The organism is Franconibacter daqui (assembly GCF_014644275.1).
In the GTDB taxonomy this organism is placed as follows: domain Bacteria; phylum Pseudomonadota; class Gammaproteobacteria; order Enterobacterales; family Enterobacteriaceae; genus Franconibacter; species Franconibacter pulveris.
This window is the reverse complement of the sequence record NZ_BMKJ01000001.1, coordinates 1789960-1815464: the sequence shown is the minus strand read 5'-3', so window position 1 is coordinate 1815464 and position 25505 is coordinate 1789960. Positions and strand designations below refer to the sequence as shown.

Here is a 25505-nt window from a genome sequence, read left to right as displayed (position 1 = left end):
GTATCTGATGAGCATTGATGACTTTCTCGCCCCGATAAGCCCGGAAAAACCGTGCGGCGAAAACCTGGAGTACGACGCCGACTACCAGGCGATGGAGCAGGCGAGCCAGGGCAAGGCCGAGCAGCAGTTCGGCGACACCATTATTCCAGCGGAACCGGCGGACTGGACCACGGTAGAAAAGCTCGCCGTCAGCCTGCTTGGGCGCACTAAAGATCTGCGCGTTATGCTGGCGCTTACCCACGCCTGGACCCGCCGCCGCGGCCTTGCGGGCTATGCCGAAGGGCTGCTGCTGGTGCAGCAGGCCATCTCTCTTTACTGGGAGCCGCTCTATCCGCTGCTGGAGGAGTATGGCGAAACCGACCCGTTCTACCGCATCAACGCGCTGGCGGGGCTTGGCGATAAATCGGAGCTGACCAGCGCCGTGCGCAGCGCTTCGCTCCTGCGCTCAAACGGCGATGAGATCTCGCTGCGCGACGCCCAGGCGCTGCTGGACGGCAGCAAGACGGAGTGCCCGGACTATCCCGGCGGCCGTCCGCGTCTGCTCGATGAGCTGGCGCGCGGCGACCAGCCTGGCATCCAGGCGGTCGTGCAGATAAACGAGCGCCTGCAAACCATCCGCGAACTGCTGACCGGCTATCTGGGTGAAAGCGGCGTACCGGAAATGGAACAGCTGCAAAAAACCGTCGGGCTTGTCGCCAGCGCCTGTCAGGCCACCGATATCGGCTCGCTGCTGGCGAGCCGTGAAGCGGCGGACGTTGGTGAGGAGGACGGCTCTGCGCCTGTCGCCGCGCAAGCCGCGCCGTTTGTTGCGGACTGGCGCAGCGTGCAGGTCACCAGCCGCGCCGACGCGCAGCTGATGCTGGAGAAAGCCAAGCATTATTTCGCGCAGTACGAGCCGAGCCACCCCGCGCCGCTGATGATTGAGCGGGTGCAGCGGCTTATCGAGCTCAACTTTATGGACATCATCCGGGATCTGGCGCCGGATGGCGTGCACCAGCTGGAAAACATTTTTGGACGCCGCGACTGACGCGTCTCTTATTACGACGCCGGGCATCGCGTCTGGCGACACACCTTCACCGCGCATCTTTGATGGAGAACATCATGGCAATGAGTAACAGTGGGCAGAAATTCATCGCACGTAACCGTGCGCCCCGCGTACAGATCGAATACGACGTAGAAATTTACGGTGCGGAGCGCAAAATCCAGCTGCCGTTTGTGATGGGGGTTATGGCGGACCTGGTCGGCAAACCGGTGGAGAACCTGCCTGCCGTCGACGAGCGTAAATTCATGGAAATCGACATCGATAACTTCGATGAGCGCATGAAGGCGCTGAAGCCGCGCGTGGCGTTCCATGTGGACAACACCCTGACCGGCGAAGGCAAACTGAACGTCGACCTGACCTTTGAAAGCATGGAAGATTTCCTGCCGGACGCCGTGGCGCGCAAGGTCGAGCCGCTTAACAAGCTGCTGGAAGCGCGCACCCAGCTCTCTAACCTGCTGACCTACATGGACGGCAAAAACGGCGCGGAAGAGCTTATCGCCAAAATTCTGCAGGACCCGACGCTGCTCAAATCCCTGAGCCAGATGCCGAAAAACGAAGAGAGCGAAAAAGGTAGCGAGGAGTAATCATGAGCAACCCGACTCAACAACATGAGCAGCAGGCGGGACAGGCGTTCAGCCAGGATGAATTCAGCGCGCTGCTGAATAAAGAGTTCCGCCCGAAAACCGACCAGGCGCGTTCCGCCGTGGAAAGCGCGGTAAAAACCCTGGCGCAGCAGGCGCTGGAGAACACCGTTACCTTTTCTAACGACACCTACCGCACCATTCAGAACCTGATCGCCGGCATCGACGAGCAGCTTTCGCAGCAGGTGAACCAGATTATTCACCATGAGGAGTTTCAGAAGCTGGAGAGCGCCTGGCGCGGTCTGAGCTATCTGGTGAATAACACCGAAACCGACGAGATGCTGAAAATTCGCTTTATGAGCATCTCCAAGCAGGAGCTTGGCCGCACCCTCAAGCGTTACAAAGGGGTAGGCTGGGATCAGAGCCCTATCTTCAAAAAGATTTACGAGCAAGAGTATGGCCAGTTCGGCGGCGAGCCGTTTGGCTGCATCGTGGGCGATTACTACTTCGACCACAGCCCGCAAGATGTTGAGCTATTAGGCGAGATGGCGCGCATCGGCGCCGCCGCGCACTGCCCGTTCATCACCGGCACCGCGCCGAGCGTGATGCAGATGGAGTCCTGGCAGGAGCTGGCGAACCCGCGCGATCTCACCAAGATTTTCCAGAACACCGAGTACGCCGCCTGGCGTTCGCTGCGCGAGTCGGAAGATGCGCGCTATCTGGGAATGGTGATGCCGCGCTTCCTCTCCCGTCTGCCGTACGGCATTCGCACCAACCCGGTGGACAGCTTCGATTTTGAAGAAGAGACCGACGGCGCGAACCACAACAACTACGCCTGGGCGAACGCCGCCTATGCGATGGCGACCAACATCAACCGCTCGTTCAAAGAGTACGGCTGGTGCACCTCCATCCGCGGCGTGGAGTCGGGCGGGGCGGTGGAAAACCTGCCGTGCCACACCTTCCCGAGCGACGACGGCGGCGTGGATATGAAGTGTCCGACCGAAATCGCCATCAGCGACCGTCGCGAAGCGGAACTGGCGAAAAACGGCTTTATGCCGCTGATCCACCGTAAAAACTCCGACTTCGCCGCGTTTATCGGCGCGCAGTCGCTGCAAAAACCGGCGGAATACCACGACCCGGACGCCACCGCCAACGCGCGTCTGGCGGCGCGTCTGCCCTACCTGTTCGCCTGCTGCCGCTTCGCGCACTACCTGAAGTGCATCGTTCGCGACAAGATTGGTTCCTTCCGCGAGCGCGAAGAGATGGAACGCTGGCTGAACGACTGGGTGATGAACTACGTGGACGGCGACCCGGCGAACTCCTCCCAGGAGACCAAGTCCCGCAAACCGCTGGCCGCAGCGGAAGTGCAGGTGCAGGAGATAGAAGACAACCCGGGTTACTACGCCGCCAAGTTCTTCCTGCGTCCGCACTACCAGCTGGAAGGGCTGACCGTTTCGCTGCGTCTGGTCTCCAAGCTGCCTTCGCTTAAGAGCAACGACGCGTAATCCTGCTCTGGCCGTAAGGGCACTCCTTACGGCCTGTCATTAGCGTAAGACACACAAGGAAGCGTGATGAAAATGCGCCTTGCCCTTGCAGGCGGACTGCTGGCGCTGTCGGCTTTAGCCGCAGCAAAAAACACGATTTATACATACCCGCGAGCAGAGTCTTTGCCTGAAGACAGTACCGCCGTATTTCCGCGCGACCCGGCATTATTAACCCGTTTTGACACCTACATGACGGGGGCGCGTTTTTTCGCCGCATGGAGCAACAGGCAGAACGAGCGCGAGCGTATCAAAGCCGATATGTATTTCGCAGGTGTGCTGGATGCCACTGAAGGATCGCAGTGGTGTGCTGACCGACCCATTAAACCTGGCGCTTTGCACGAATGGACCTACGGGTACTTTGCAAAAGTATCACCCGAGCGGCTAAAAAAAGAGCGTGCCGCCGCGCTTATCGTCGAGGCGGTAAAAAAGGTGACGAACTGTCATTAAAACACCATGAAAAAAGATATTTTCGCTTTGCTGTTTATTTGCAACAGCGCTTTTGCCGGTGCGACATCCGATCCTGTCGCTTTTATTAAAGATAAGCCATACATACAGGTCGTAAAAGATATTGTGCTGGCGCGCTGCCTGGCACAAATTGCTGAGCCATATTCCACATTTTCGCTCGATGCGGCGCACACATCAAATGCCCTGCGTGAATGGGTGCCTTTTGATATTGATAACGGTGACAAGAAAATCAATGACCTGATCGACCAGTTTAAAGGCGCTGTTAATTATTCGCATAGCGACCGTAGTAAGGACAATAAAGGGTTAACGCTAAATTGTCTGCGTTTATACCACAGCCCTGAACTGGATAAGGTGGCGAAAGCGGTTTTATTAGAAAACCCTGACCGCACCTGGAATCAGGATAATCCACAGTAGTAAAAGACTTCACATTCTTTCCGTTCATTCAGGGGGAATGTAAGACTGTCAAATGACATGGGTCGTTTGATATGAGGCAGAGGTAAAATATGGACGGTTTTATTCAGCCCCATGCTTTCCTGTTTGCCATATAAGTGCTTTTTCGAAAGCAATAATTTTCATTAACGAAGAGTAGATATTATGGCTATTGATATGTTCCTGAAGGTCGACGGCGTAACCGGCGAATCTAAAGATTCTAACCACACCGGCTGGACTGATATTACCTCTTTTTCCTGGGGCGCATCCCAGCCGGGTAATATGAGCGTTGGCGGCGGCGGCGGTGCCGGTAAAGTGAACTTTAACGATCTGCACGTTAATGCGCTGATCGACAAATCGACTACAGCAATCCTGAAACACTGCTCCAGCGGTAAGCACCTGACCAAAGTGGAACTGTCTGTCTGCAAAGCAGGCGGCCAGCAGGTGGAATATGCGCGCATTACGCTGGAAGACGTGCTGGTAACATCCGTACAGTACACCGGCGCTGACAACGGCGATACCGTTGGCGTGACCTATGCATTCCAGGCTGCGAAAGTGAAACAGCAGTACTGGGAGCAGACTTCCGCTGGTGGTAAAGGCGCAGAAAGCAGCGCTGGCTGGAATATCAAAGAAAACAAAGAAGCGTAATTGCAGTGAGCCCGCAAGGGCTCACTTTATTCTCAAGGAGAAAAGAGTATGGCGTCGAGACCAAATTTTTTACAGGCGTGGCAACGCTTTTCTGAAGTTAATGTTCCTGTACCGCTGGTGGGACAAAAAATTGGCGGCAACGTTGGTGTTAATATCAAAATTGGTGAAGGCAGCGATACCGAAGGATTCAAGAATGCCTGTGCTATCCGTATGAGCTATGCGTTAAACTACTCGGGCGCAAAAGTCGAAAGAGGGGCCTGGGCTACGGTTTCTGGCGCAGATAAGAATTGGTACATCTACAGAGTCAAAGATTTAAAGCCCTATTTGAAGCATAAGTTTGGCGCGCCGGATAAAACCGTTAAAAACCCTACCGTGAATGACTTTATTAATATGACCGGGATACTCGTTTTTACTGTTGATAGCTGGAGCGATGCCAGTGGCCATGCAACATTATGGAATGGTAAGATTTGCTCTGATCATTGTTATTTCCCGCAGGCGACAGAGGCTTCAATATGGCTTTTAAAATGAAAATTGGCGTAGCGCTGGCTTTGTTTATTTCTTATCAGGCCGTTGCGCGCGTAGAGTACAGCCCCGAGGAATATCTTAAAAATTATGCATTGAGCACCTGCCTTGCGCAGGGGTATCAGGCCGACGAAGTCAAAAAAGATGCGTCTGCCGCAGCAAGGGGATACCTGGAGTTTGGCGATTATTCTCTTGAAGCGCATACGGCTGTAGAGAAACTGGGTAAAACCTTTCTTGAAAAAAAATATGGCAGTCAGGCTGGCGTACCGATGACGATGGCAAAGTGCATCGACTTTTATCACAGCAAAGAATTATCTGACCTGATTAAAAAATATAAAGGCAAAGCGGACAACTGAGATTGTTAATAGATGCTCAATCAAAATGTAAACTTAAGCTTTGCAAAAGTGGCTTTATTAACTTTTTTTCTCACAACCTCCGGCGCTTCGTATGCCAGCGCGCTAACATCAAACGTAAATCAGTTTGATGGTCAGTGGAGAGTCGTTTCAGTTCGCATAGATGCTTTCGCGACGACGCATACCGCCATAACGGTAGACGATCCTCACTATGTGGGCAGAAAAATGGTGCTTAATAAAGATGTTATCAGTGGAAATCTTGACGAGACGGTAAATTGTTCGGCTGTGCATTACGAGGCGCAGGGAAAAACGGCATTAGATAATCTGTTACAGCAAACTTCCGGCAAGCGCTATAGCGAACCTCTACTGCCAAAAGCGAAAGATTTCGGGTTAGATGCACAAACAGTTACGCCAGTGAGTGTGACCTGCCAGTCCGGGAAGTTTGGACCTGATGGTGAACATATCGGTAACTGGATTGCGTTGTTGTCATCGGATACTCTCATCACTAATTGGTATGATAATAGCTATTTAATAATGAAACGTATCAAACCGACCGACACCTTTTCACCCTCATTCCCTTGTGACGCTAATCTGAATCAGACTGAAAAAACGATATGCGATAATGACGAACTGGCTGCCTGGGATAAGAGCGTCGACAAGGCATTTAAAACGGCACTGTGGCAACAGCAAGCCATCATGCCAGACGATAAAGCAGCGCTCAGGAAAATTAAGTCAGAACAAACTGCCTGGCTGAAAAAACGTAACCAATGCCAAAACAATACAGGCTGCATTGCGCGTGCGATGAAAGATAGGGTTGATACTCTGACGCAGTGATAAACCCGATATTACGTTTAAGCGCTGTTCAAAAATAACATCATGGATTATTTTTCACGGAGAGATGAGTGAAATTCAACATTGTCGTTATGTTCTTATTAGCCTTATGCAGTCCGTCTACCTGGGCGATGAGCGACTGTGCTCAAGGAGCTAATGATACCGAAGTATTAAACTGCTCAACGGCAAATAAAGCTCAGGCCGAGGAGTCGCTTAATAAAGCGTATGCGCAGGCCAAAAAGCGTATCGCCAGCAGTTATCAAGCCGCACCGGAAACGAATAAAGCGTATCAGCAAGTGTTGCTTGACTCGCAGCGCGGATGGCTTAAATACCGCGACGGACAGTGCAAGATAGAAGCGTACCTGGCGGAAACAGGCAGCAACGTGAATCTCGATTTAGCCAACCAGTGCATTACCCGCCTTGATCTGGAACGAATTAAACAGCTTCAGGCGATCCCTTACGAGTAATAAGCCTCAATACAGGACTGACGCTATGAAGCGTTTGATGCTAATGCTGTTCATCGCTTTGCCTGCCGTCTGCGCGCAAAGCCTGCCTGAAATAAGTGCCTTCTCCCAGCAGCAAATTTTTACGCATTGGGTGCAAACCCGCTGCATAAGCAAAATTGCCGATAACGCCTCGCTTAAAAATGACGCTCAGGCCAGCGCCGCCGCCTGGCTTGAAGCCAGCAACTTGCCGGTTGCGGCTTTTGAAGAAGCGGATGCAGCAACAGCGCAGGCGCTGCAAGCCAAAACTGGCGGGTCGATCAAAAGCGACTACCGAGTGCTGAAATGCTCGCTGATTGCCGAAAGCCAGAAAATCCAGGCCCTGTATAACAAGTATCACTAAAAACGGATGCGCCGTGTCGGCCGATATGGGCCAGATACGATTTAATGCTATGTAATTACAAGGAAAAAGGAATGAAGAATACTATAAAGCAGTGTTGTCTCGCTTCGTTAATCGCGATGGCCTGTTTTACCAGCGCCGGTTGCGATGACCAGACAAACAGCGCCGGTGCCATGCCGGACCCGGCAGCGCAGCAGGAAAATACCGAGCAACAAGAGATAGCCAAATTTAACGCCTATGTGGATGCGGCGAACGGCTTTACCTACAGCGCGGCGAGCGATCTGGCGAAGCATATCGACTATATGAAGCGTCAGAAGAAAAACGGCGACTACGATGCTTACTGGGTGGCGGATGATACCTCGCTGAAGCGTATGGCGGAGCGTCTTGGCGAAGCGCGCGCCATGAAACCTGCCATGGCGGATCTCGACGCGCCAGCCGAATCATACGGCAATGCGCTCAACGCCGCGCTGCCGCTGGTGAAAGAGTTGAATGATTATCAGGATTCAAAAGGGATGCTGGCGGATGGCGGCCAGAAGGCGCGCGAGAAAGAAGAGCAGTATGTCACGCTGATGACAACCCTGGCGGGCGCCCAGCAGAACTTCAATACCGCGCTTGAAAAACGCGATGACGCCAATCTTCGACATACTTTCGAAAGTGCGAAAAAAGGCTCGCCGGACTACTACCGCAGCGGCATCGCGCTCTATGCAAAAGAGACCATGAATGCCGGGGAAACCTTCTTCAACGCCTACAACGACGAGAAGCCGAGTAAGGAGATAGACAACCAGTTCCGCCAGTCGCTGGATAAACTCGCCGAGATGAACCAGGGGTGCGAGCCGCTGAAAAGCGAAGTCAACGACCTGCTGGGCGCAGGCCGTAGCGCGCTGCGCGACGCGGAGAAAGGCAGCCTCGCGGTTAACCATTTCCTCAAATCCAATATGAGTATTCGCATGCGCAGCGATGCGGTTAATAGCGCTTATATGAATCTCATCAACAAAATGAACCGCTCCGGTTGTGAAGCGCGAGGCTAAATAACGGACCATGACGGGCAGCGCGCAAGCGCTGCTCTGTTTCTCAGCACTCAAACGCCGGGCGTCTGAACAGAAACGCGACGTTTGAGCGCTAATCATACCAGCAGGAATACGCTATGCGATTCACGATTATTTCCACAAAACCTGGCCACCAGCCGCCTCAGGGCAGCTGTGAGTTTTATGCCCCCGGCGGCACCATCGGCCGCGGCACGGATAACAACCTGGTGCTGCCCGACAACGACCGCGTCATCTCTCGCCTGCAGGCGATCGTTCATGTCGATGCCCAGGGCGAGTGCCGCATCACCAACCGCGGCAGCGTAACCCGTGTTGTGCTGAACGACATCCCGCTGGAGCGGGGGCGTCAGGTGGAGTTGCAGGACGGTGACATTCTCGGCATCGATGATTACCGCATCGAAGTGACCAGTCTGCACCAGGACACCCAACCGGTGAGCCGCATGGCCGCGACCATCACGCCGCCGCCCGCGCCAGCCGCCGCGCCTGCGCCGAAGCCTGCCAGCGCGTCAGCGCGCGCAGAGTCTGCACCAACGGCGGTGCCGACGGAGATCTGGGACAGCCTGATGCAGGAGTTCTCTATCTCCGATAGCATCTCCAGCAACCGCACGAAGCCGCAGCCCGCCGCTTCGCACGACCCGTTCGCCCAGCCGAAAGCGGCGGAGCGCAATACAGACGATCCGCTGGCGATGTTCCGGGACAGCGATCCGCAGCTTGAGCGTAAGCATGTCGATACCGACAAGCTGTTCAGCGACGACGCGCTGTTTAAGAACGACAGCATTTTTAACGACGCCACGCCCTCCACGCTGGTGGCGCCTAAAGCGAACGAACCATCGCTGCCAAAAGAAGCGCCGCAGGATGAGCTCGATCCGCTGGCGCTGTTCAGCGGCGGGGCGAGCGCGCCCGCCGCGCGCAACGACGACCCGCTTGGTCTGATGGGCGGGGCGCCGTTAACGCACCCGGACCATCTGGCGGACCAGCAGAACACGCCTGCCGACCCGCGCGAGGCGTCCGCCACGGCGCAGGAGAGCGCGCCGACAGCGGCGCCGCCGCAAGAGCCGGATCCGCTGGGTCTGCTCGGTGGCGAACCGTTAACCGCTGAAGCGCACGCCGCCGCGAAAACGGAACAGCGCGATCCGCTGGGGCTGTTTGGCGACGAGCCGCCAGCCGCCAAAGCGCAAGAGAACGACCCGCTGGGCCTGATGGGCGGCGCGCCGCTGGCGGACGCCCGGGATGCCACTTCAGACAACGCGCAGGACAGCGATCCGCTGGCCGCTTCGCCGCTGTTCGATGCCGAGCCGCCGCGTCAAGACGCTGAAACGCCAGCGGAAGAGGCGGGCCGCCAGGAGTACGCCGGGTTCACCATGCCGACGCCGCAGGCGGTGGCGCGCAGCGCCACCCAGACGCCGAAAGGCCGCCTGCGTATCGACCCGGTGCAGAACGCCGCCTCCTCGTCGGTTGCGCCTCAGCAGCCCGCTCGCGGCGACGTGCTGCAGGGCGAATTGCTGGAAGCGCTGCTGGAGGGCATGGGTCTTGGCGATATGCAGCCGGTGCCGCAGTTCGACCGGGAAAACATGCGCCAGCTCGGGCAGATCCTCAGCATGTTCTCGCAGGGTACGGTAGCGCTGCTCTCGTCGCGCTCCATTCTTAAACGCGGCGTAAAAGCGGACATGACCATGGTGCTGGACGACGCCAACAACCCGTTCAAGCTGTTGCCTTCCGGTAAAACGGTGCTGATGCAGATGTTCGGCACCCGCATGCCGGGCTTTATGCCGCCGAAAAAATCGGTACGCGACGCGCTTATCGATTTACAGGCGCACCAGCTTGGGATGATCTCCGGCATCCGCGCCATCATCGCTGCGATGCTGCAATCCTTTAACCCGGAACAGCTGGAAGAGCAGGCGAAGCTTGACGGCGTCACCTCGCGCCTGTCGCTGCCGGGCAGCCGCAAAGGGGCGCTGTGGGACTATTTTGTTCGCACCTACGGCGAGACGGCGGGTGAGATAGAAGATGACTTCCACACCCTGTTTGGCGAGGCGTTCCTGCACGCCTATGACATGGAAGTGAATCAGTACAAAGACTCACAGAGCGGATCGGAAGAAGAATGAACATCGCAACGGCTTCTCTCTCCCGCCAGGGAACGCGCGCCAGCAACCAGGATCAGACGGGAGAAACCATCGGGGAACGTTCGGCCTGCTTTGTCGTCTGCGACGGCATCGCCGGGCTGCCTGGCGGCGATGTCGCCGCCGAGCTCGCCCGCAACAGCATCCTTTCCCGCTTCGATGGCGATAAACACTTAAACGCGCAGCATATTCGCGACTACGTTCAGCAGGCGAACCGCGCCATCCTGAGCGAGCAGCAGGCGGCGCAGGATTACCGGCGCATGGGCACCACCCTGGTGAGCCTGTTTATCGACCGCGACTACCGGCTCGCCTACTGGGCGCACGCGGGCGACAGCCGCCTCTATCTGTTTCGTCGCGGCTGGCTCTATCACGTCACCACCGACCACAGTCTGGTTCAGCAGATGAAAGACGCCGGTCATCAGACCGACAACATTAACAGCAACCTGCTTTATCTGGCGCTGGGGATGGAGAACGGCGGGCCGGAGGCGAGCTACAGCGACGTGGTGCCGGTGGAAGACGGCGACGCCTTTTTACTCTGCACCGACGGCTTCTGGCATGGCGTCAGCGAAGAGCAGATGAAGCAATCGCTGCACATGGTCAACACGCCGCAGGAGTGGCTGACGTTGATGAACCAGATTATTCAAAGAAATGGCGAAAGCGAGGGCAGTGCTCAGGATAACTACACCGCCGTGGCGGTATGGATGGGCAGCCCTCAGGACACCACCTTGCTGCACACGCTTTCTGACGCAGCGCAGTTTTTTCCCCTGCGGGACTGATAAGACACACAAGGATTGATATGAAACTTTGGCTATCGGGTTTGGCGCTCCTGGCGGTGGCTACCACCGCTCAGGCTGAAAATTACCGCATCGTACAGTCGCCTTCGCAAAAGCTGGATGTCTGGATAGATGACATCAAAGACAAAACGCCGCAAAGCTGGTGTAAACCGACGCTGGCGCTGCGCATTGTGGCGAACGGCAACAAAGAGGTCTCCATCCTCGATAACTTCGTGCCGCGTCTTGGCTCGCTGCTGGAGCACCAGTGCGGCAAGCTGCAACAGCTCACCTGGAAACTGAACGATCCGCAGGGGCAGACGCTGGCGCAGGGCACGGCAAGCAAAGCCAAAACGTGGGCGGTTGAGGTTGCGTCGCAGCCGCAGCCACAGCAGCAGCCGCAGCTGGCGGTCTCTGCCGCCAGCGCGCCTGCGGGTAATGCGCTCTCGCTGCCCGAGCAGAACCCGGAAACGCTGTCGCCTGCGGCGGACCGCTCGCCCTGGCAGGAGTTTACCCTGCAGGACGGCTGTCACCTGCGCACCTTCTGGCAAGGAGGGGCAGCAGCCCCCGCGCTGTTTATCCCGGCGTCCGGCGCGGCAGGCTGTGAAAAAGGCAGCTGGCTGAGCGGTCATGCCGTGATGACGCAGGTCAACAACGGCGCGCCAGAGGAGACGCCGGTGACTTACCTCCACGGTTTCCCGGTGGTGGGGCTGAGCGACAGCGTCGACCCGGATAAAGTGCTTATCACCTCGGTTAATAAAGAGCGCATGGTCTTCAGCACCGAGAACAGCGATCAGAGCTGGATGATCCTGCCTTACGACAGCGCGCTGAACAGCTGGAAGAGCGAAGGCACGGTGGCGGTGGAGGTCTCCCGCGATCTCGCCAGCGACGACGTGCGTTTGCAGGCGCGCCTTGAGGCGGTGAAACAGCTCTGGAGCCCGTGGCTCGCCCCGAATGCCCATCTCAATATTGTGTTGATTGACGCGCTGCGCCCGCAGCTGCGCGATCCCGCCGTTGGCGCCTGGCGCGCAGCAAACTAAGGAGCCGTTATGAATACGCTTTATCAACAGCTGGGCGGCGAGTCGCTCAACGCCGCGCTGCTGCGCCTTGAAGGCGAAATCAAAACCCGCCCGGCGGACGCCGACCTGCGCGCCGCTTTCGTGCAGTTTCTCGCGCTCGATGGCAACTGGTCCAGGGCGTTGACCCAGCTGAAAAGCTGGCTTGCGTTAAAACCGCAGGCGAAGCCCACCGTTACGCTGCTTGAGCAGGCCATTGCGGGCGAGCAGCAACGCGAGCAGGTATTAGCTGGTAAGGCCCGCCCGTCGATGCCGGACGCCCAGTGGCCATGGCTTGCAACACTCGCCTCAGCGCTGGCGGAAACCGGCGAACGCGCCCAGGCGCTGCGCCTGCAGGCGCTGGAAGAGGCCGAGGCGAATCCGGGCCAGCTGACCTTTGAAAATGAAAAAACGCAGCCGTTTGCATGGCTGATGGACGGCGACGCCCGCCTGGGACCGGTGTGCGAAGCCATCGTCAATGGCCGCTACGTCTGGCTGCCGTTCAGCGCCATTGAAGAGATCCGCTTCCAGGCGCCGGCGAGCGTCACCGATTTAGTCTGGCGCCACGCGCTGGTGCGTCTTACCGACGGCGCCGAGCAGGTTTGTCAGATCCCGGCGCGCTATCCCTTTGCGCCAGAGGCGGGCGACCACATCAAGCTTGGGCGCGCCACCGAATGGCTGCCGCTTGATAACGACGAGACGCTATACCAGGGGCTGGGGCAGAAAACCTGGCTTGACGAGCAAAACGAAAGCCCGTTGCTCTCGCTAAGCCTGGTGACGTTCACGGCAGGCGACGCGCATGAATAGACCCGCAGGCGAAGGCGATCTGCTGCGCAGCGGCTGGCACGCCCGCAGCAGGCAGGAGAAAGTGGGGGCGCGCGATAAAATGCAGCCCTCGCTGCTTGACCGGCTCACGGATAACGAGCCGGATAAAGTCAAAGAGTCGGCAAACAGCAACCTGATAAGCCATTCCGCACTGCGTCGTCACGTGCTGCGCGATCTGCAATGGCTGTTTAACACCATCAACCACGATTCCTCGCACGACCTCAGCCTGCTGCCGCAGGTGCGTCGCTCGGTGGTTAACTTCGGCGTCGCGCCGCTCGCGGGCAAACGGATGTCCGATATCGAATGGCATGATATTCAGCGCAAGCTCACCGAGGCCATTATCAATTTCGAGCCGCGCATTCTGCCGCAGGGGTTGCAGGTGCGCTGCGTCTCCGACACCACGTCGCTCGACCTGCACAACGTGTTGTCGATTGAAATCAAAGGGCGCTTGTGGTGCGTGCCGTACCCGCTGGAGTTTCTGTTCCGCACCGATGTCGATCTGGAAAACGGCCATTTTGAACTCAAAGACGCGGGGTAAGCATGGAAAGTAAACTGCTTGAGTATTACAACCGTGAGCTGGCCTACCTGCGCGAGATGGGCGCGGAGTTCGCCGAGCGCTACCCGAAGGTGGCGGGGCGACTGGGGATGCGCGGCATTGAGGTGGCGGACCCCTACACTGAGCGCCTGATGGAAGGCTTCGCCTTTCTCACCTCCCGCGTGCAGCTCAAGATGGACGCCGAGTTCCCGCGCTTCTCCCAGCGTCTGCTGGAGATGCTCGCGCCGAACTATCTGGCGCCCACGCCTTCCATGGCGATTGCCGAACTGCAGCCCGACAGCGGCCGCGGCGATTTAAGCAAAGGGTTTATCGTGCCGCGCGGCACCATGATGGACAGCCTGGCGCTGAAGAAAACCGGCGTCACCTGCAGCTATACCACGGCGCACGACGTGAATCTGCTGCCGTTGAAAATCGACAAGGTGGAACTGGGCGGCGTGCCCGCCGATCTGCCGCTGGCGCAGATTGGCCTTAGCCAGCGTGGTGTCGCCAGCGCGCTGCGTATCCGCATCGCCTGCGACGGGCCGCAAAACCTCGGGCATCTTGATTTTGACCGGCTCGAGTTCTTCTTAAGCGGCCCGGATATCGAGGCGCTGAAGCTGCTGGAGCTGGTGATGGCGCATCCTGTCGGCATCGTCTGCCAGACCGTCGGCGCCGAGCCGCAGCGCCAGCTGTTGCCCGACGAGGCGCTGCGCCAGGAAGGCTTTGAGGCGGACCAGGCGCTGTTGCCGGAAGATTTGCGCAACTTCGACGGCTATCGCCTGTTGCAGGAGTACTTCGCTTTCCCGGCGCGCTTTCGTTTTATCAGCCTGAGCGGGTTAGGCAAGCTGATTCGCCGCTGCGAAACGGAAAAAGCGTTCGATATCTTCATTCTGCTGGATAAGAGCGAGGAGCAGCTGGAACGGGTGGTGGACGCCAGCCATCTGGCGCTGCACTGCACCCCGGTCATCAACCTGTTTCCGAAACTCGCCGCCCGGCAGAAGCTGAGCGAAAGCCAGCACGAATACCATCTGGTGGTTGATAACATCCGCCCGCTGGATTACGAAATCTACGCGGTGAAGAAGATCCACGGCAGCGTCGACGGCCAGCGGGACGACAAAGAATTTCGTCCCTTCTGGTCTACCTGGAGCAGCGACGCGGGCAACTACGGCGCCTACTTTTCATTGCGTCGCGAACAGCGCGTGCTTTCCGAACATGCGCTGCGCTACGGCACCCGCACCGGCTATACCGGCTCGGAGGTTTTCGTTTCGCTGGTGGATGAACAGCACGCGCCGTGGCAGGAGAACCTGCGCTATATCACCGCCGAGGTGCTCTGCACCAGCCGCGACCTGCCGCTGATGCTGCAGCAGGATCTCGGGCAGTTCATCCTGCCTGACTCAATGCCGGTGAAAACGCTGACCCTGCGCAAAGGACCGACGCCGCCGCGCCCGGCGCTGGCGGAAGGGTTCAGCACCTGGCGGCTTATCAGCCAGTTGCAAATGAACTACCTGAGCCTGATGGACAGCGAAAACGAAGACGGCGCCGCCGCGCTGCGTCAGCTGTTGGGGCTGTACGCGGGCCTTGCGGAAGCGCCGGTCGCGCGCCAGACCGAGGGGGTTCGTCACTGCGTGCTGGAGCCGGTGCACCGCCGCGTGCCGGAGCCGGGGCCGATTGTCTTCGCCCGCGGCATCGGCATCACCCTGACGGTGGATGAGCAGGCTTTCTCCGGCGCCAGCCCCTGGCTTTTCGGCAGCGTGCTGGAGCGCCTGTTCGCCCGCCTGGTCTCTATTAACAGCTTTACCGAGTTCACGCTCAAGAGCCAGCAGCGGGGCGAGATTGGCTACTGGGCGCCGCGCATGGGCAAAAGGGCGCTGATATGAGTGAAACCACCGTCACGTCGCTGCGCGTGCATCGCCTGACGCCGCTGCCGGAGAGCTTCTGGCGCGGGGTGATGGACGCGCCCTGGCGCTACGATCTGTTCCAGCTGTTACGGCGCATCGACGCCCAGGGCGGCGAGCGTTACCCGCTCGGGCGCGCGCCGCTGCCGAAGTTTGAGCCGCTGCGCCTTGGCCAGCAGCCGTCGATGAGCTTTGCGCCGTCCACGGTGGCGGCGGTGAGCAAGCGCGAGCAGAGTGGCCTGCATGAGGTTTCTATACTGAGCTTCGGCATGTTCGGCCCCAACGGCCCGCTGCCGGTGCACATGACGGAATATGCCCGCGAGCGTATTCATCATCATCAGGATCACAGCCTGACCGCGTTTGCCGACCTGTTTCATCACCGCCTGACGCTGCTTTTCTACCGCGCCTGGGCGGACGCGCAGCCCGCCGTTTCGCTCGACCGCGCCGACAACAAACGCTTTAACGGCTATCTGGCCTCGCTTATCGGCATGGGGCAGCCGGCGCAGATGAGCAACGGCAGCCTCAGCCCGCACGCGCGCTTTACTCACAGCGGCCACCTGACGCGCCACAGTCGCGATCCGGAGGGGCTTGAGAAAATCCTGCGCAACTACTTCAAGGCGCCCGTGAAGCTTGTCATGAACGTGCCGCAGTGGATGCCGCTCAGCGCCCGCGAGCAGGCGCAGCTGGGCGCGGGAAGACGCCTGCCGCGCCTGGGGCAGTCCGCTTTTCTCGGCGTGGCGGTCCGCGACGTGCAGCATAAATTTCGCATCGAAATAGGCCCGCTCAGCGCAGAAGCGTATAGCCGCTTTCTGCCGGGCGAGCCCTGGGTAACGGAGCTTCGCGACTGGGTGCGCCAGTACGCAGGGCTTGAATTTGAATGGGAAACGCGGGTTATCCTGCGCGCCGACGCCGTCCAGGGCGCAACGCTCGGTAGCGGCGGTCGGCTGGGTTACAACACCTGGCTGGGCCTTCAGCCTCAGCCAGTCCCACGTGGCGATCTGGTGTATCGCGCAGAGCGATAATTTTCCGTATACCGACTCCTTCAGGCTGCATTGAGGCGGCCTGAAGGATGAAGTGTATGCAACATTGTTATCAACGGAACCGAACATGTCTGAAATTAGCCGTGCCGTCCTTTTCGGCAAACTGGATACGCTGTTATTTACCTCGCTGGAAAGCGCCACCGCCTTTTGTAAGCTACGCGGCAACCCCTATGTCGAGCTGGTGCACTGGCTGCACCAGCTGATGCAGCAGCAGGATGGCGACCTCCAGCAGGTCATCCGTCATTTCTCTCTCGACGAGCCGCAGCTGGCCCGGGATATTGTCGCCGCGCTGGATGCGCTGCCGCGTGGGGCGAGCTCGGTTTCCGATCTCTCTGAGCATATCGACAGCGCCGTCGAGCGCGCCTGGGTTTACGGCTCGCTGAAATTTGGCGTCAGCCGCATTCGCGGCGGCCACCTGTTAATCGGCCTGCTGAAAACCTGGAACCTGGCGAACGTGCTGAAGGGCATTTCCGCCCAGTTTGGCCGCATTAACGTTGAGGCGCTGCTGGAGCAGTTCGACGCCATCTGCGCCCAGAGCAAAGAGACGCAGCAGGCCGCGGCGGCGACGGATGCTTCCGCTGGCGCGGCGCCAGTCGCCCAGGGCACGCTTTCGCAGTATGGCCAGGATCTCACCGCGCGGGCGCGCGAAGGCAAAATCGACCCGGTAGTGGGACGCGATGAAGAGATCCGCCAGATGGTGGATATCCTGATGCGCCGGCGCCAGAACAACCCCTTGCTCACCGGCGAGGCGGGCGTGGGCAAAACGGCGGTCGTGGAGGGGCTGGCGCTGCGCATCGCCGAAGGCGACGTGCCGGAGCCGTTGCAGAACATACAGCTGTGGCTGCTTGATATCGGCATGCTGCAGGCGGGCGCGGGCATGAAAGGGGAGTTCGAAGCGCGCCTTCAGGCGCTTATCAACGAGGTGCAGTCCAGCGCGACCCCCATCATCCTGTTTATTGATGAGATCCATACCCTGATTGGCGCAGGCGGCCAGCAGGGCACCGGCGATGCCGCCAACCTGCTGAAACCGGCGCTGGCGCGCGGCCAGCTGCGCACCATTGGCGCCACCACCTGGGCGGAATACAAAAAATACATTGAGAAAGATCCGGCGCTGACTCGCCGCTTCCAGACGGTGCAGGTGCATGAGCCAGACGAGGCCAAAGCCGTGCTGATGCTGCGCAGCACCGTTTCGCCGCTGGAAAAACATCACCAGGTGCTGCTGCTTGATGAGGCGGTGAGCGCGGCGGTGAAGCTTTCGCACCGCTATATTCCGGCACGCCAGCTGCCCGATAAAGCCGTGGCGCTGCTCGACACCGCCTGCGCTCGCGTGGCGGTCAGCCAGAGCGCGCCGCCGCCGCAGCTGGAAGACTGCCTGCGCCGCCTCGCCGCGCTGGAAGTGGAGATGGAGATTGCCGAACGCGAAGCGCGCGTGGGCGCGGGCGATCGCGAGCGCGTTGTTGGGCTCAAAGCGGAGCGCGCAGAGGTTGAAGCGCAGCGCGACGCGCTGATGCAACGCTGGGAAGAAGAGCGCGGCCTGGTGCGCGAGATTATCCGCCTGCGCGCTGAGTTGTTTGCCGCCGGGGAAGAAGACCAGACTGACCTGCGCCGCCAGCTTGCCGAAAAACAGCAGGCGCTGACCGCGCTGCAGGGCGACGCGCCGCTGCTTTTCGCCGCCGTGGATGAAAACGTGGTGGCGGCGGTGGTTTCCGACTGGACCGGCATCCCGCTTGGCCGGATGGTGAAAAACGAAATCGACGCGGTGCTGAAGCTCGCCGACACGCTGAACCAGCGGGTTATCGGCCAGCGTCACGGCCTTGAGCTGATTGCCCGCCGCGTACAGACCTCGCGTGCGAAGCTCGACGACCCGAACAAACCCATCGGCGTCTTTATGCTCTGCGGCCCTTCCGGCGTTGGTAAAACCGAAACTGCGCTGGCGCTGGCCGAGTCGCTTTATGGCGGCGAGCAGAACGTTATCACCATCAACATGAGCGAGTTCCAGGAAGCGCACACCGTTTCCACGCTCAAAGGCGCGCCCCCGGGCTACGTGGGCTATGGCGAGGGCGGCGTGCTGACCGAAGCGGTGCGCCGTCGTCCTTACAGCGTGGTGCTGCTGGATGAGATAGAGAAAGCGCACCCGGACGTGCATGAAATTTTCTTCCAGGTGTTCGACAAAGGTTGGATGGAGGATGGCGAAGGGCGGCATATCGATTTTCGCAACACCATTATCATCCTCACCTCTAACGTCGGCACCGATCTCATCAGCGCCATGTGCGCCGACCCTGAACTGATGCCGGAGCCAGAGGCGCTCGGCGGCGCGCTGCGCCAGCCGCTGCTGCAGGTCTTTCCGCCCGCGCTGCTGGGCCGTCTGCTGGTGGTGCCGTACTACCCGCTCAGCGATGAGATGCTGGGTGAAATTGTGCGCCTGCAGCTCAGGCGCATTCAGCGTCGCCTTGAAGAGAACCACAGCATCATTTCAGAGTTCGACGACAGCGTGGTGGAGCAGATTGTTCAGCGCTGCACCGAGGTGGAGTCGGGCGGGCGCATGGTGGACGCCATTCTCACCAATACGCTGCTTCCGCAGATGAGCCAGATTTTACTTACCGCCAGCCGCAGCGACGAGCAGTACCGACGCCTTCGCGTCACCTGCGAGCAGGGCGAGTTTCACTGTCAGTTTGCCGCGTAACGCAATCATCAAGAGAACTGTTTAACATGACGGATAATGATAACAATCGGACTGTCCCAAACGCGCTGCCGGTGGGGTACCGTTTCAACGAGTTTGAAATCAAAGAGGTGATTGGCGGCGGTGGATTCGGCATCGTTTATCGCGCCTGGGACCACCAGCTTGAGCGCACCATCGCCATCAAAGAGTTCATGCCGGGTTCCCTTGCCGTGCGCGGCGAAGACATGACGCTGGTGCTCAGAAGCGAGCGCTTCGGCAAGGCGTTTTCCGCCGGGCTGAACAGCTTTATCCAGGAGGCGCGTCTGCTGGCGCGCTTTAACCATCCGAACCTGCTGCACGTGCTGCGCTTCTGGGTGCAGAACGACACCGCCTATATGGGCACGCTGTTTTACAGCGGCACCACGCTGACGCGCCTGCGCGAGCAGAAGCCGGAGCTGATTGACGAAACCTGGATCCGCCGCGTGTTGCCGATGCTGTTTGGCGCTATCAAAACCATTCACGATGAAGGCTACCTGCACCGCGATATCTCACTGGATAACATCCAGATTCAGGATAACGGCCTGCCGGTGCTGCTGGATTTCGGCTCGGCGCGCCGCACCATCGGCAACCTTTCCGATGAAACGGAAACCATGCTGCGCCCGGGCTACGCGCCTATCGAGCAGTACACCGACGACAACGAAAGCGAGCAGGGGCCGTGGACCGATATCTACGCCCTTGGCGCAGTGCTGCACACGTTAATCGTCGGCTCGCCGCCGCCGGTAAGCGTGGTGCGCTCCATTCAGGACACCTATAAACCCCTCACAGAGCTGCAGCCGGCGGGCTACTCGCTCTCCCTGCTGCAGGCGGTGGACCGGGCGCTGGCGCTGCGGATTGAAGATCGTCCGCAGTCGATTGATGCGTTTGCCGCGCTTATCGACATGCCGGTGGCTGGCATCAACGACGTGCTGAGCGTGAAAAAGCCGGGCACCATGCTGGTGCCGGTGGAAGAGCGCGAGGAACCTGCCGCCGCGCTGGACTGGAAGCGCTATAAAGCGCCGGCGATTGGCGCGGCGGGCATCCTTGTGGGGGTTATCGCGGGCGCGCTGCTCTTTAGCGGCGGCAGCGATGACGCGCCTGAGCAAACCGCCAGCACGAACACCGAGCAAGCGCGCCCGGCTGAAGAGCCTGCGCAAACGCCATCCACCGCGCCGGCGGCGACAGAAACGGCGCAGGCGCCCGCTGCCGCGAGCACGCAAGCGCCGGTTGTGGAGGAGCCCATCGTGCTGGTTTACGTTCGCATGCGCGAAGGCGAAACGCTGGAGGTCAACGGCGAGCCGAAATCGCTGCGTCCCGCTGCTAACGGCTACGCCTCCTTTAAGCTGGCCGCAGGCCGTTACAAGGTTTTACTGCAGGGTAATGGTGAAACGCGCACCCAGACGCTGGAGATTGCCAAACCCGGCACCTGGCTTGTGAACCCGTAAGCGGGTAGGGAAGCATCGTTACTGGATAGCGCGTATGTACAATATTAAAATTGTCTCCCTTTTTTATGAAAACCTGAACCCCGAGCTCTTCTCCATGATCATCCGCCCGGTTGTCGCCGGGACGATGGTTATGTCGGTGCCGGAGAGTACAGTGCGCTCGATGTTCACGCGTTACGATCTGCTGCATGCGGAAACCGGCGCCAACCCTTATCAGACCGGCCGTAATATACGCGATCTCATCACGCTTGCGCTGGATTACGGCAAGCTGGTGGCCATTGATAATAGCCATCGCAGCTGGTCGCCCGCGACCCACCTGTTTTATATCAATAATCAGGGCCAACTGAAGGGCGGTAAAGGCGCGGGCACTTTTTATCCGTTCAACAGCGTTATTGACAGATACGAAACGATGGTGCGGGTTTATGGCGCACGGCCCCCCGCTACGGTCATGCCGGTACAGGTGGTGAAAGCTAAAGCCGCGCAGGTTGCCGGGCAACCTACGCCCGGTAAAGACACGCAGCTGCTGGCCTCCGCCGCGCAGCTTAAAGAGATGGTCATGACCAAGGCGGAACGCTGGCAGGCGCGAAAAGACCTTATCAGCAAGGGCGGCAGCAGTGTTTTTCCGGATGCGCAACTCGCCGCGAAGCGCCTTGCGGCGAATAACATTGCGGTGGAGAAGGCAAAGCTTGCGGAAAATATCTACAAAACCACTAACCCCTTGCAGGCGACGCCGGATGTGCCCGAAGGCTGGTCGGATATTAGTAATGATGATGGGTTACTGAAAAAGTTTGGCCTGGAAAAGGAACTTTTATTTGATCGTAAAGACTCCCCTGATTTTCTGGCGCGTGTTTATCAACCTGATCCCAACGTGTTTGGGAGTGAAATGAACCCAACGTTAGTTTTCAGAGGATCGAGACCGCCTGAATTTGTTTCATTATCCGAACCGGTGAAGAATATAGCTGACTGGTCTAATAATGGTGCGCAAGGTTTAGGAATGGAGTCAGATTATTATAAAAGAGCCGTGCGTATGGGAGAACGCTTGTATAAATCGGGGCAAAAAATAGACATTGCTGGTCACTCTCTTGGTGGAGGGTTAGCTTCTGCGACATCTATGGCTAGCGGCAAGGCGGGATGGACGTTTAATGCTGCCGGGTTACATTCAAGCACTGTTGAGAAGTATGGAGGTAGTTTGCTGGGAAGCACGGATAATATTCAAGCTTATCGTGTTGAAGGCGAACTGCTGACAAAGATTCAGGAGGTTAATCTTTGGGAAGACTACAAAATGATGAAAGGACACGTGCCGGCACTGATTGCTAAAGAAGAATTATCTGCAATCATGCCTGACGCTGCCGGGATACCCCACAATCTTCCCGGTGGAACAGGAGGCGCATTTGATCGACATGGAATTGGACAAGCGATAAGTTGTATAGAGCAACAAAAGGATGAGGACATTTCCATTATCAGGAGCCGCCTGTGAAATCGCTTTTAATTGGCTGGATAGCGCTGGGTTTACTGTTCATGGTTCAGGGGTGTAAGCAAGATATGGATTTAAAGGCAGAGGATTACTTCAGCGGTCAGCAACTCACCCTGGCTCGTGCAATTGAACAGGGTAAAATGGATGAAGTCCTTAAATTAGCGTCAGAAACCGATTTAAAAACACCTGGCAAAGAAGACATGACGCTATTGTTCTGGGCCGTCATGAATGCCATAAATGATAAAAAAACACCGGAGCATTTAAAGGTTATTACCGTTCTGGTTAAGGCTGGCGCCGATCCCCTACAGCCGAGGCCGCAAGGTAAAAGTAGCCCAGCTGAATTTGTGTTATTGGCGGAGAGTGGGGCCTGGATAAAGGCAATGCTGGATGGTGGGTTATCGCCAGACGCGAAAGATAAAACGTTTGGAAAACCTATTATATTCCAGACGCTTGAGGCCAAAAATACCGGGACGTTGCAAACCATGCTGGATGCAGGCGCCAACATCAACATCACTGATTCATTGGGTAACACCTTGCTGATTGATGCCCTGGACTTCCATTCTTACGATCATGTTTTGCTGCTGCTTCAGCGTGGCGCTGACCCTGAGATCCGGGCTGACAACGGCTGGACGATGGGTAACCAGCTGGAGCGTTTCCTGAACAGAGCAAAAGCAGGCAGCGACGATTATAAAAAGCTTAACGAAATTAAAGACACGCTTATTCAGCACGGCGGTAAATGGCCGCCTGGGCCGGTGAAATAAGCGAATACGCTCTTATGATTGCTAAAGAAAAGGTTTTCTATTTTTGGGGCGCAATGGATCTTATCGGGATCGTATTTTATTCCATTGACGCCCTGCGATTACTGGTAAAGCTTTGGGAGTCCAGCGCGGGCAACCCGGCAGTTATTATTTTTATGATGATAGCTAACGGGATAAACGGCATTTTGACGGGCGTCTTTTATTTTGTTTATATCCTCACTCCGCTAACGTTGTTTGTTTCTGCTTGGCTGTTTTTCAAAAAAAGTCGCTATGCCGTCCGTTTTGCGATGGCTCAGGAAGTATTTCGTGTTCTCACCTTACAATGCTCGGTTACGCTTTTCCCTGTGGTAGTGGGAGCCTCAGGGATGACAGGGGCAACAGTTAATATTTCCAAGCTCTTACTTTCTGAAATACTCAAAGTCGGCTCACTTATTTATGTGCGTAAAAAGCAGTGAGCGACGTTTCATACACCTGAAAAAGCCTGTTCAGGGTGGCGGACTTTCGTTCATTACGCCTGGACTGAATTACCTGTCTGCCTGCAAAAATACGTTCTTTCATGCATGCGCGGCTGATTAACGGCTGCGATCGCTTGCATTGCATAAACCATATGGATTAACGATTATGCTCAACCGCATCACTGTCCAGCTCCCCGTGGAGGGGCTGCTTTTCTGGAAACTCTCCGGCCGCGAGGCGATGTCGGAGTCGTTCGCCCTCACGCTGACGCTGCTCTCCACCGACGCCCGTATCGACCGCAGCGCCCTGCTGGGCCAGCCGGTGACCGTCACGCTGCCCACGCAGAGCCTGCTGAGCCCGCGCTTCATCAATGGCAAAATCACCCGCGCCGGGGTGAGCGCGGTGGAGCTCAGCGGCACGCGCTACGCGGTCTACACGCTGACGGTGGAGCCGGACCTGTGGCCGATGAAGCGCGACCGCAACCTGCGCATCTTCCAGGGGCAGACGGCGCCGCAGATAGTGAAGACGCTGCTTGGCGAGTACAAAGTGAACGTCGAGGACCGGCTCACCGGCAGCTACCGGGTGTGGGACTACTGCGTGCAGTACCAGGAGTCGAGCCTGGACTTCATCAGCCGGCTGATGGAGCTGGAGGGCATCGCCTACCACTTCCGCCACGAGGCGGACAAACACACGCTGGTCCTCACCGACGCGGCGACGCAGCACCAGCCGTTCAGCGGCTATGAGGTGATACCGTACCACGCGACGCCGTCGGGGGGCAGCACCAGCGGGGAGGGGGTGAGCCAGTGGGCGCTGGAGGACAGCGTGACGCCGGGTATCTACAGCCTCGACGACTATGACTTCCGCAAGCCCAACGCGTGGCTGTTCCAGGCGCAGCAGAACCCGGCGTCGCCGCAGCCGGGGAGCATCGACGTCTACGACTGGCCGGGCCGCTTTGTGGAGCACGGGCACGGGGAGTTCTACGCCCGCATCCGCCAGGAGCGCTGGCAGGTGGAGCACCGGCAGATACAGGCGACCGCGACGGCGGTGGGTATCGCGCCGGGGCACACCTTCATGCTGGCGAACGCGCCGTTCTTCAGCGACAACGGGGAGTACCTGGTGACGGCGGCCGCCTATCAGTACGAGGAGAACCGCTACGCCAGCGGGTCGGACGGGGCGACCATCCACCGCACGGACTTCACGGTCATCCCGTCGTCGGTGGTGTTCCGCCCGGCGCAGGCGACGCCGTGGCCGCGGACCTACGGCCCGCAGACGGCGCGGGTGGTGGGGCCGCAGGGGGAGAGTATCTGGACGGATAAATACGGGCGGGTGAAGGTGAAGTTCCACTGGGACCGTCTGGCGAAGGGCGACGACACCAGTTCGTGCTGGGTGCGGGTGTCGAGCGCGTGGGCGGGCCAGGGTTACGGCGGGGTGCAGATACCGCGGGTGGGTGACGAGGTGGTGGTGGACTTCATCAACGGCGACCCGGACCGGCCGATAATCACCGGCCGGGTGTACAACGAAGCGAGCATGCCGCCATGGGCGCTGCCGGCGGCGGCGACGCAGATGGGGTTCTACAGCCGCAGTAAGGACGGGCATAAAGATAACGCCAATATTCTTCGTTTCGAAGACAGAGCCGGTCATGAGCAAATCTGGATCCATGCCGAGAAAAACATGGATACGGAGGTTGAGCATTGTGAAACGCACGACGTAGGCGTTGATCGTAAAAAGAGCATCGGCCGCGATGAAAACATTACCATCAAGCGGAATTTAAAAGTCGATGTCGGCGTGAATGCCACCAATAATACGGGCGATAAGCACATTATTAATGTTGGCAAAAACCAGACCGTTTTAACCATGGATAAAGAGGGCAACGCCCTGCTTGAGGCCGCGACCAGTATTAAGCTCAAGGTCAATGACAACTTTATTTTAATTACCCCGACTTCCATTGAGATAAAAGTGTCTGAAGGCAACCTGAGCGCTGAAGCCGTAAAAGAGGCCTCCTTTAAAGGTGATGAGCTGACCCGCCTCGGCGACGGCATTAATACTGAAATGAAGGCCAACGATACCGTAAGCATAACCGGAACGAACCTTACGGATATCAAAGGCGCTATTGTGAAAATTAACAGCTAACCACACATTCAG

Annotated in this window: 25 protein-coding genes; all 25 read left to right on the top strand. The window is 58.1% G+C overall.

The genetic code is table 11. From position 1 onward, the window contains the following. Positions 1-7: 7 nt before the first annotated feature. Entirely contained in the window at positions 8-1027 is a 1020-nt protein-coding gene (gene tssA, locus IEX01_RS08565; RefSeq protein ID WP_188723664.1) for a type VI secretion system protein TssA, read from the top strand. A gap of 74 nt (positions 1028-1101) precedes the next feature. After that, the gene (tssB, locus tag IEX01_RS08560) at positions 1102-1626 is read left to right on the top strand and encodes a type VI secretion system contractile sheath small subunit (protein WP_024557977.1); all 525 of its coding nucleotides are present in this window, start codon (positions 1102-1104) and stop codon (positions 1624-1626) included. A gap of 2 nt (positions 1627-1628) precedes the next feature. Continuing rightward, entirely contained in the window at positions 1629-3128 is a 1500-nt protein-coding gene (gene tssC / locus IEX01_RS08555; RefSeq protein WP_024557978.1) for a type VI secretion system contractile sheath large subunit, read from the top strand. A 66-nt stretch (positions 3129-3194) separates the two neighbouring features. After that, positions 3195-3614, top strand: a complete 420-nt coding sequence (locus IEX01_RS08550; RefSeq protein WP_024557979.1) for a Rap1a/Tai family immunity protein — start codon at positions 3195-3197, stop codon at positions 3612-3614. Positions 3615-3620: 6 nt separating this feature from the next. Continuing rightward, positions 3621-4046 carry a T6SS amidase immunity protein Tai4 family protein gene (locus IEX01_RS08545; protein ID WP_024557980.1) on the top strand — a complete coding sequence of 142 codons (426 nt, stop codon included), beginning with the start codon at positions 3621-3623 and terminating at the stop codon, positions 4044-4046. A gap of 180 nt (positions 4047-4226) precedes the next feature. Then, positions 4227-4709 carry an Hcp family type VI secretion system effector gene (locus IEX01_RS08540; protein WP_024557981.1) on the top strand — a complete coding sequence of 161 codons (483 nt, stop codon included), beginning with the start codon at positions 4227-4229 and terminating at the stop codon, positions 4707-4709. Between the two features lie 48 nt (positions 4710-4757). Beyond that, positions 4758-5237 carry a type VI secretion system amidase effector protein Tae4 gene (locus IEX01_RS08535; protein WP_024558001.1) on the top strand — a complete coding sequence of 160 codons (480 nt, stop codon included), beginning with the start codon at positions 4758-4760 and terminating at the stop codon, positions 5235-5237. After that, positions 5222-5587 (top strand): T6SS amidase immunity protein Tai4 family protein, encoded by a 366-nt coding sequence (locus IEX01_RS08530; RefSeq protein ID WP_188723663.1) that lies wholly within the window; start codon positions 5222-5224, stop codon positions 5585-5587. Before IEX01_RS08535 ends, IEX01_RS08530 begins: the two co-directional genes overlap by 16 nt. A gap of 12 nt (positions 5588-5599) precedes the next feature. After that, positions 5600-6418, top strand: a complete 819-nt coding sequence (locus tag IEX01_RS08525; protein ID WP_188723662.1) for a lysozyme inhibitor LprI family protein — start codon at positions 5600-5602, stop codon at positions 6416-6418. Between the two features lie 68 nt (positions 6419-6486). Continuing rightward, the gene (locus IEX01_RS08520; protein WP_229701819.1) at positions 6487-6882 is read left to right on the top strand and encodes a lysozyme inhibitor LprI family protein; all 396 of its coding nucleotides are present in this window, start codon (positions 6487-6489) and stop codon (positions 6880-6882) included. 25 nt (positions 6883-6907) lie between these two features. Beyond that, on the top strand, positions 6908-7261 hold the full coding sequence (locus IEX01_RS08515) for a T6SS amidase immunity protein Tai4 family protein (protein ID WP_024559634.1): 354 nt from the start codon (positions 6908-6910) through the stop codon (positions 7259-7261). Between the two features lie 71 nt (positions 7262-7332). After that, a complete protein-coding gene (locus IEX01_RS08510) occupies positions 7333-8286 on the top strand; it encodes a DUF3829 domain-containing protein (RefSeq protein WP_188723661.1) in 954 nt (317 codons plus the stop codon). Between the two features lie 116 nt (positions 8287-8402). Then, entirely contained in the window at positions 8403-10406 is a 2004-nt protein-coding gene (tagH, locus tag IEX01_RS08505) for a type VI secretion system-associated FHA domain protein TagH (protein WP_188723660.1), read from the top strand. Continuing rightward, entirely contained in the window at positions 10403-11197 is a 795-nt protein-coding gene (locus tag IEX01_RS08500) for a PP2C family protein-serine/threonine phosphatase (protein ID WP_024557989.1), read from the top strand. Before tagH ends, IEX01_RS08500 begins: the two co-directional genes overlap by 4 nt. A gap of 20 nt (positions 11198-11217) precedes the next feature. Then, positions 11218-12231, top strand: coding sequence for a hypothetical protein (locus IEX01_RS08495; protein ID WP_024557990.1), 1014 nt, complete (start codon positions 11218-11220; stop codon positions 12229-12231). Between the two features lie 9 nt (positions 12232-12240). Beyond that, positions 12241-13053 (top strand): type VI secretion system accessory protein TagJ, encoded by an 813-nt coding sequence (locus tag IEX01_RS08490; RefSeq protein WP_024557991.1) that lies wholly within the window; start codon positions 12241-12243, stop codon positions 13051-13053. Then, a complete protein-coding gene (tssE, locus tag IEX01_RS08485; RefSeq protein WP_024561758.1) occupies positions 13046-13609 on the top strand; it encodes a type VI secretion system baseplate subunit TssE in 564 nt (187 codons plus the stop codon). Before IEX01_RS08490 ends, tssE begins: the two co-directional genes overlap by 8 nt. Positions 13610-13611: 2 nt before the next feature. Further along, positions 13612-15483, top strand: coding sequence for a type VI secretion system baseplate subunit TssF (gene tssF, locus IEX01_RS08480; protein WP_024557993.1), 1872 nt, complete (start codon positions 13612-13614; stop codon positions 15481-15483). Continuing rightward, positions 15480-16523, top strand: coding sequence for a type VI secretion system baseplate subunit TssG (tssG, locus tag IEX01_RS08475; protein ID WP_024557994.1), 1044 nt, complete (start codon positions 15480-15482; stop codon positions 16521-16523). Before tssF ends, tssG begins: the two co-directional genes overlap by 4 nt. 85 nt (positions 16524-16608) lie before the next feature. After that, positions 16609-19224, top strand: a complete 2616-nt coding sequence (gene tssH, locus IEX01_RS08470; RefSeq protein ID WP_048888614.1) for a type VI secretion system ATPase TssH — start codon at positions 16609-16611, stop codon at positions 19222-19224. A gap of 26 nt (positions 19225-19250) precedes the next feature. Continuing rightward, a complete protein-coding gene (locus tag IEX01_RS08465; protein ID WP_188723659.1) occupies positions 19251-20681 on the top strand; it encodes a serine/threonine protein kinase in 1431 nt (476 codons plus the stop codon). A gap of 34 nt (positions 20682-20715) precedes the next feature. After that, on the top strand, positions 20716-22155 hold the full coding sequence (locus IEX01_RS08460) for a Tle-like phospholipase domain-containing protein (RefSeq protein ID WP_024557997.1): 1440 nt from the start codon (positions 20716-20718) through the stop codon (positions 22153-22155). A 41-nt stretch (positions 22156-22196) separates the two neighbouring features. Beyond that, positions 22197-22913: an ankyrin repeat domain-containing protein gene (locus tag IEX01_RS08455; protein WP_373289683.1), complete on the top strand. Its 717-nt coding sequence runs from the start codon at positions 22197-22199 to the stop codon at positions 22911-22913. Next, positions 22889-23365 (top strand): hypothetical protein, encoded by a 477-nt coding sequence (locus IEX01_RS08450; RefSeq protein WP_024557999.1) that lies wholly within the window; start codon positions 22889-22891, stop codon positions 23363-23365. The genes IEX01_RS08455 and IEX01_RS08450 overlap by 25 nt, the downstream gene beginning before the upstream one ends. Positions 23366-23531: 166 nt before the next feature. Beyond that, complete coding sequence (locus IEX01_RS08445) at positions 23532-25493, top strand: type VI secretion system Vgr family protein (protein WP_188723658.1); 1962 nt, start codon at positions 23532-23534, stop codon at positions 25491-25493. Positions 25494-25505 lie beyond the last annotated feature (12 nt).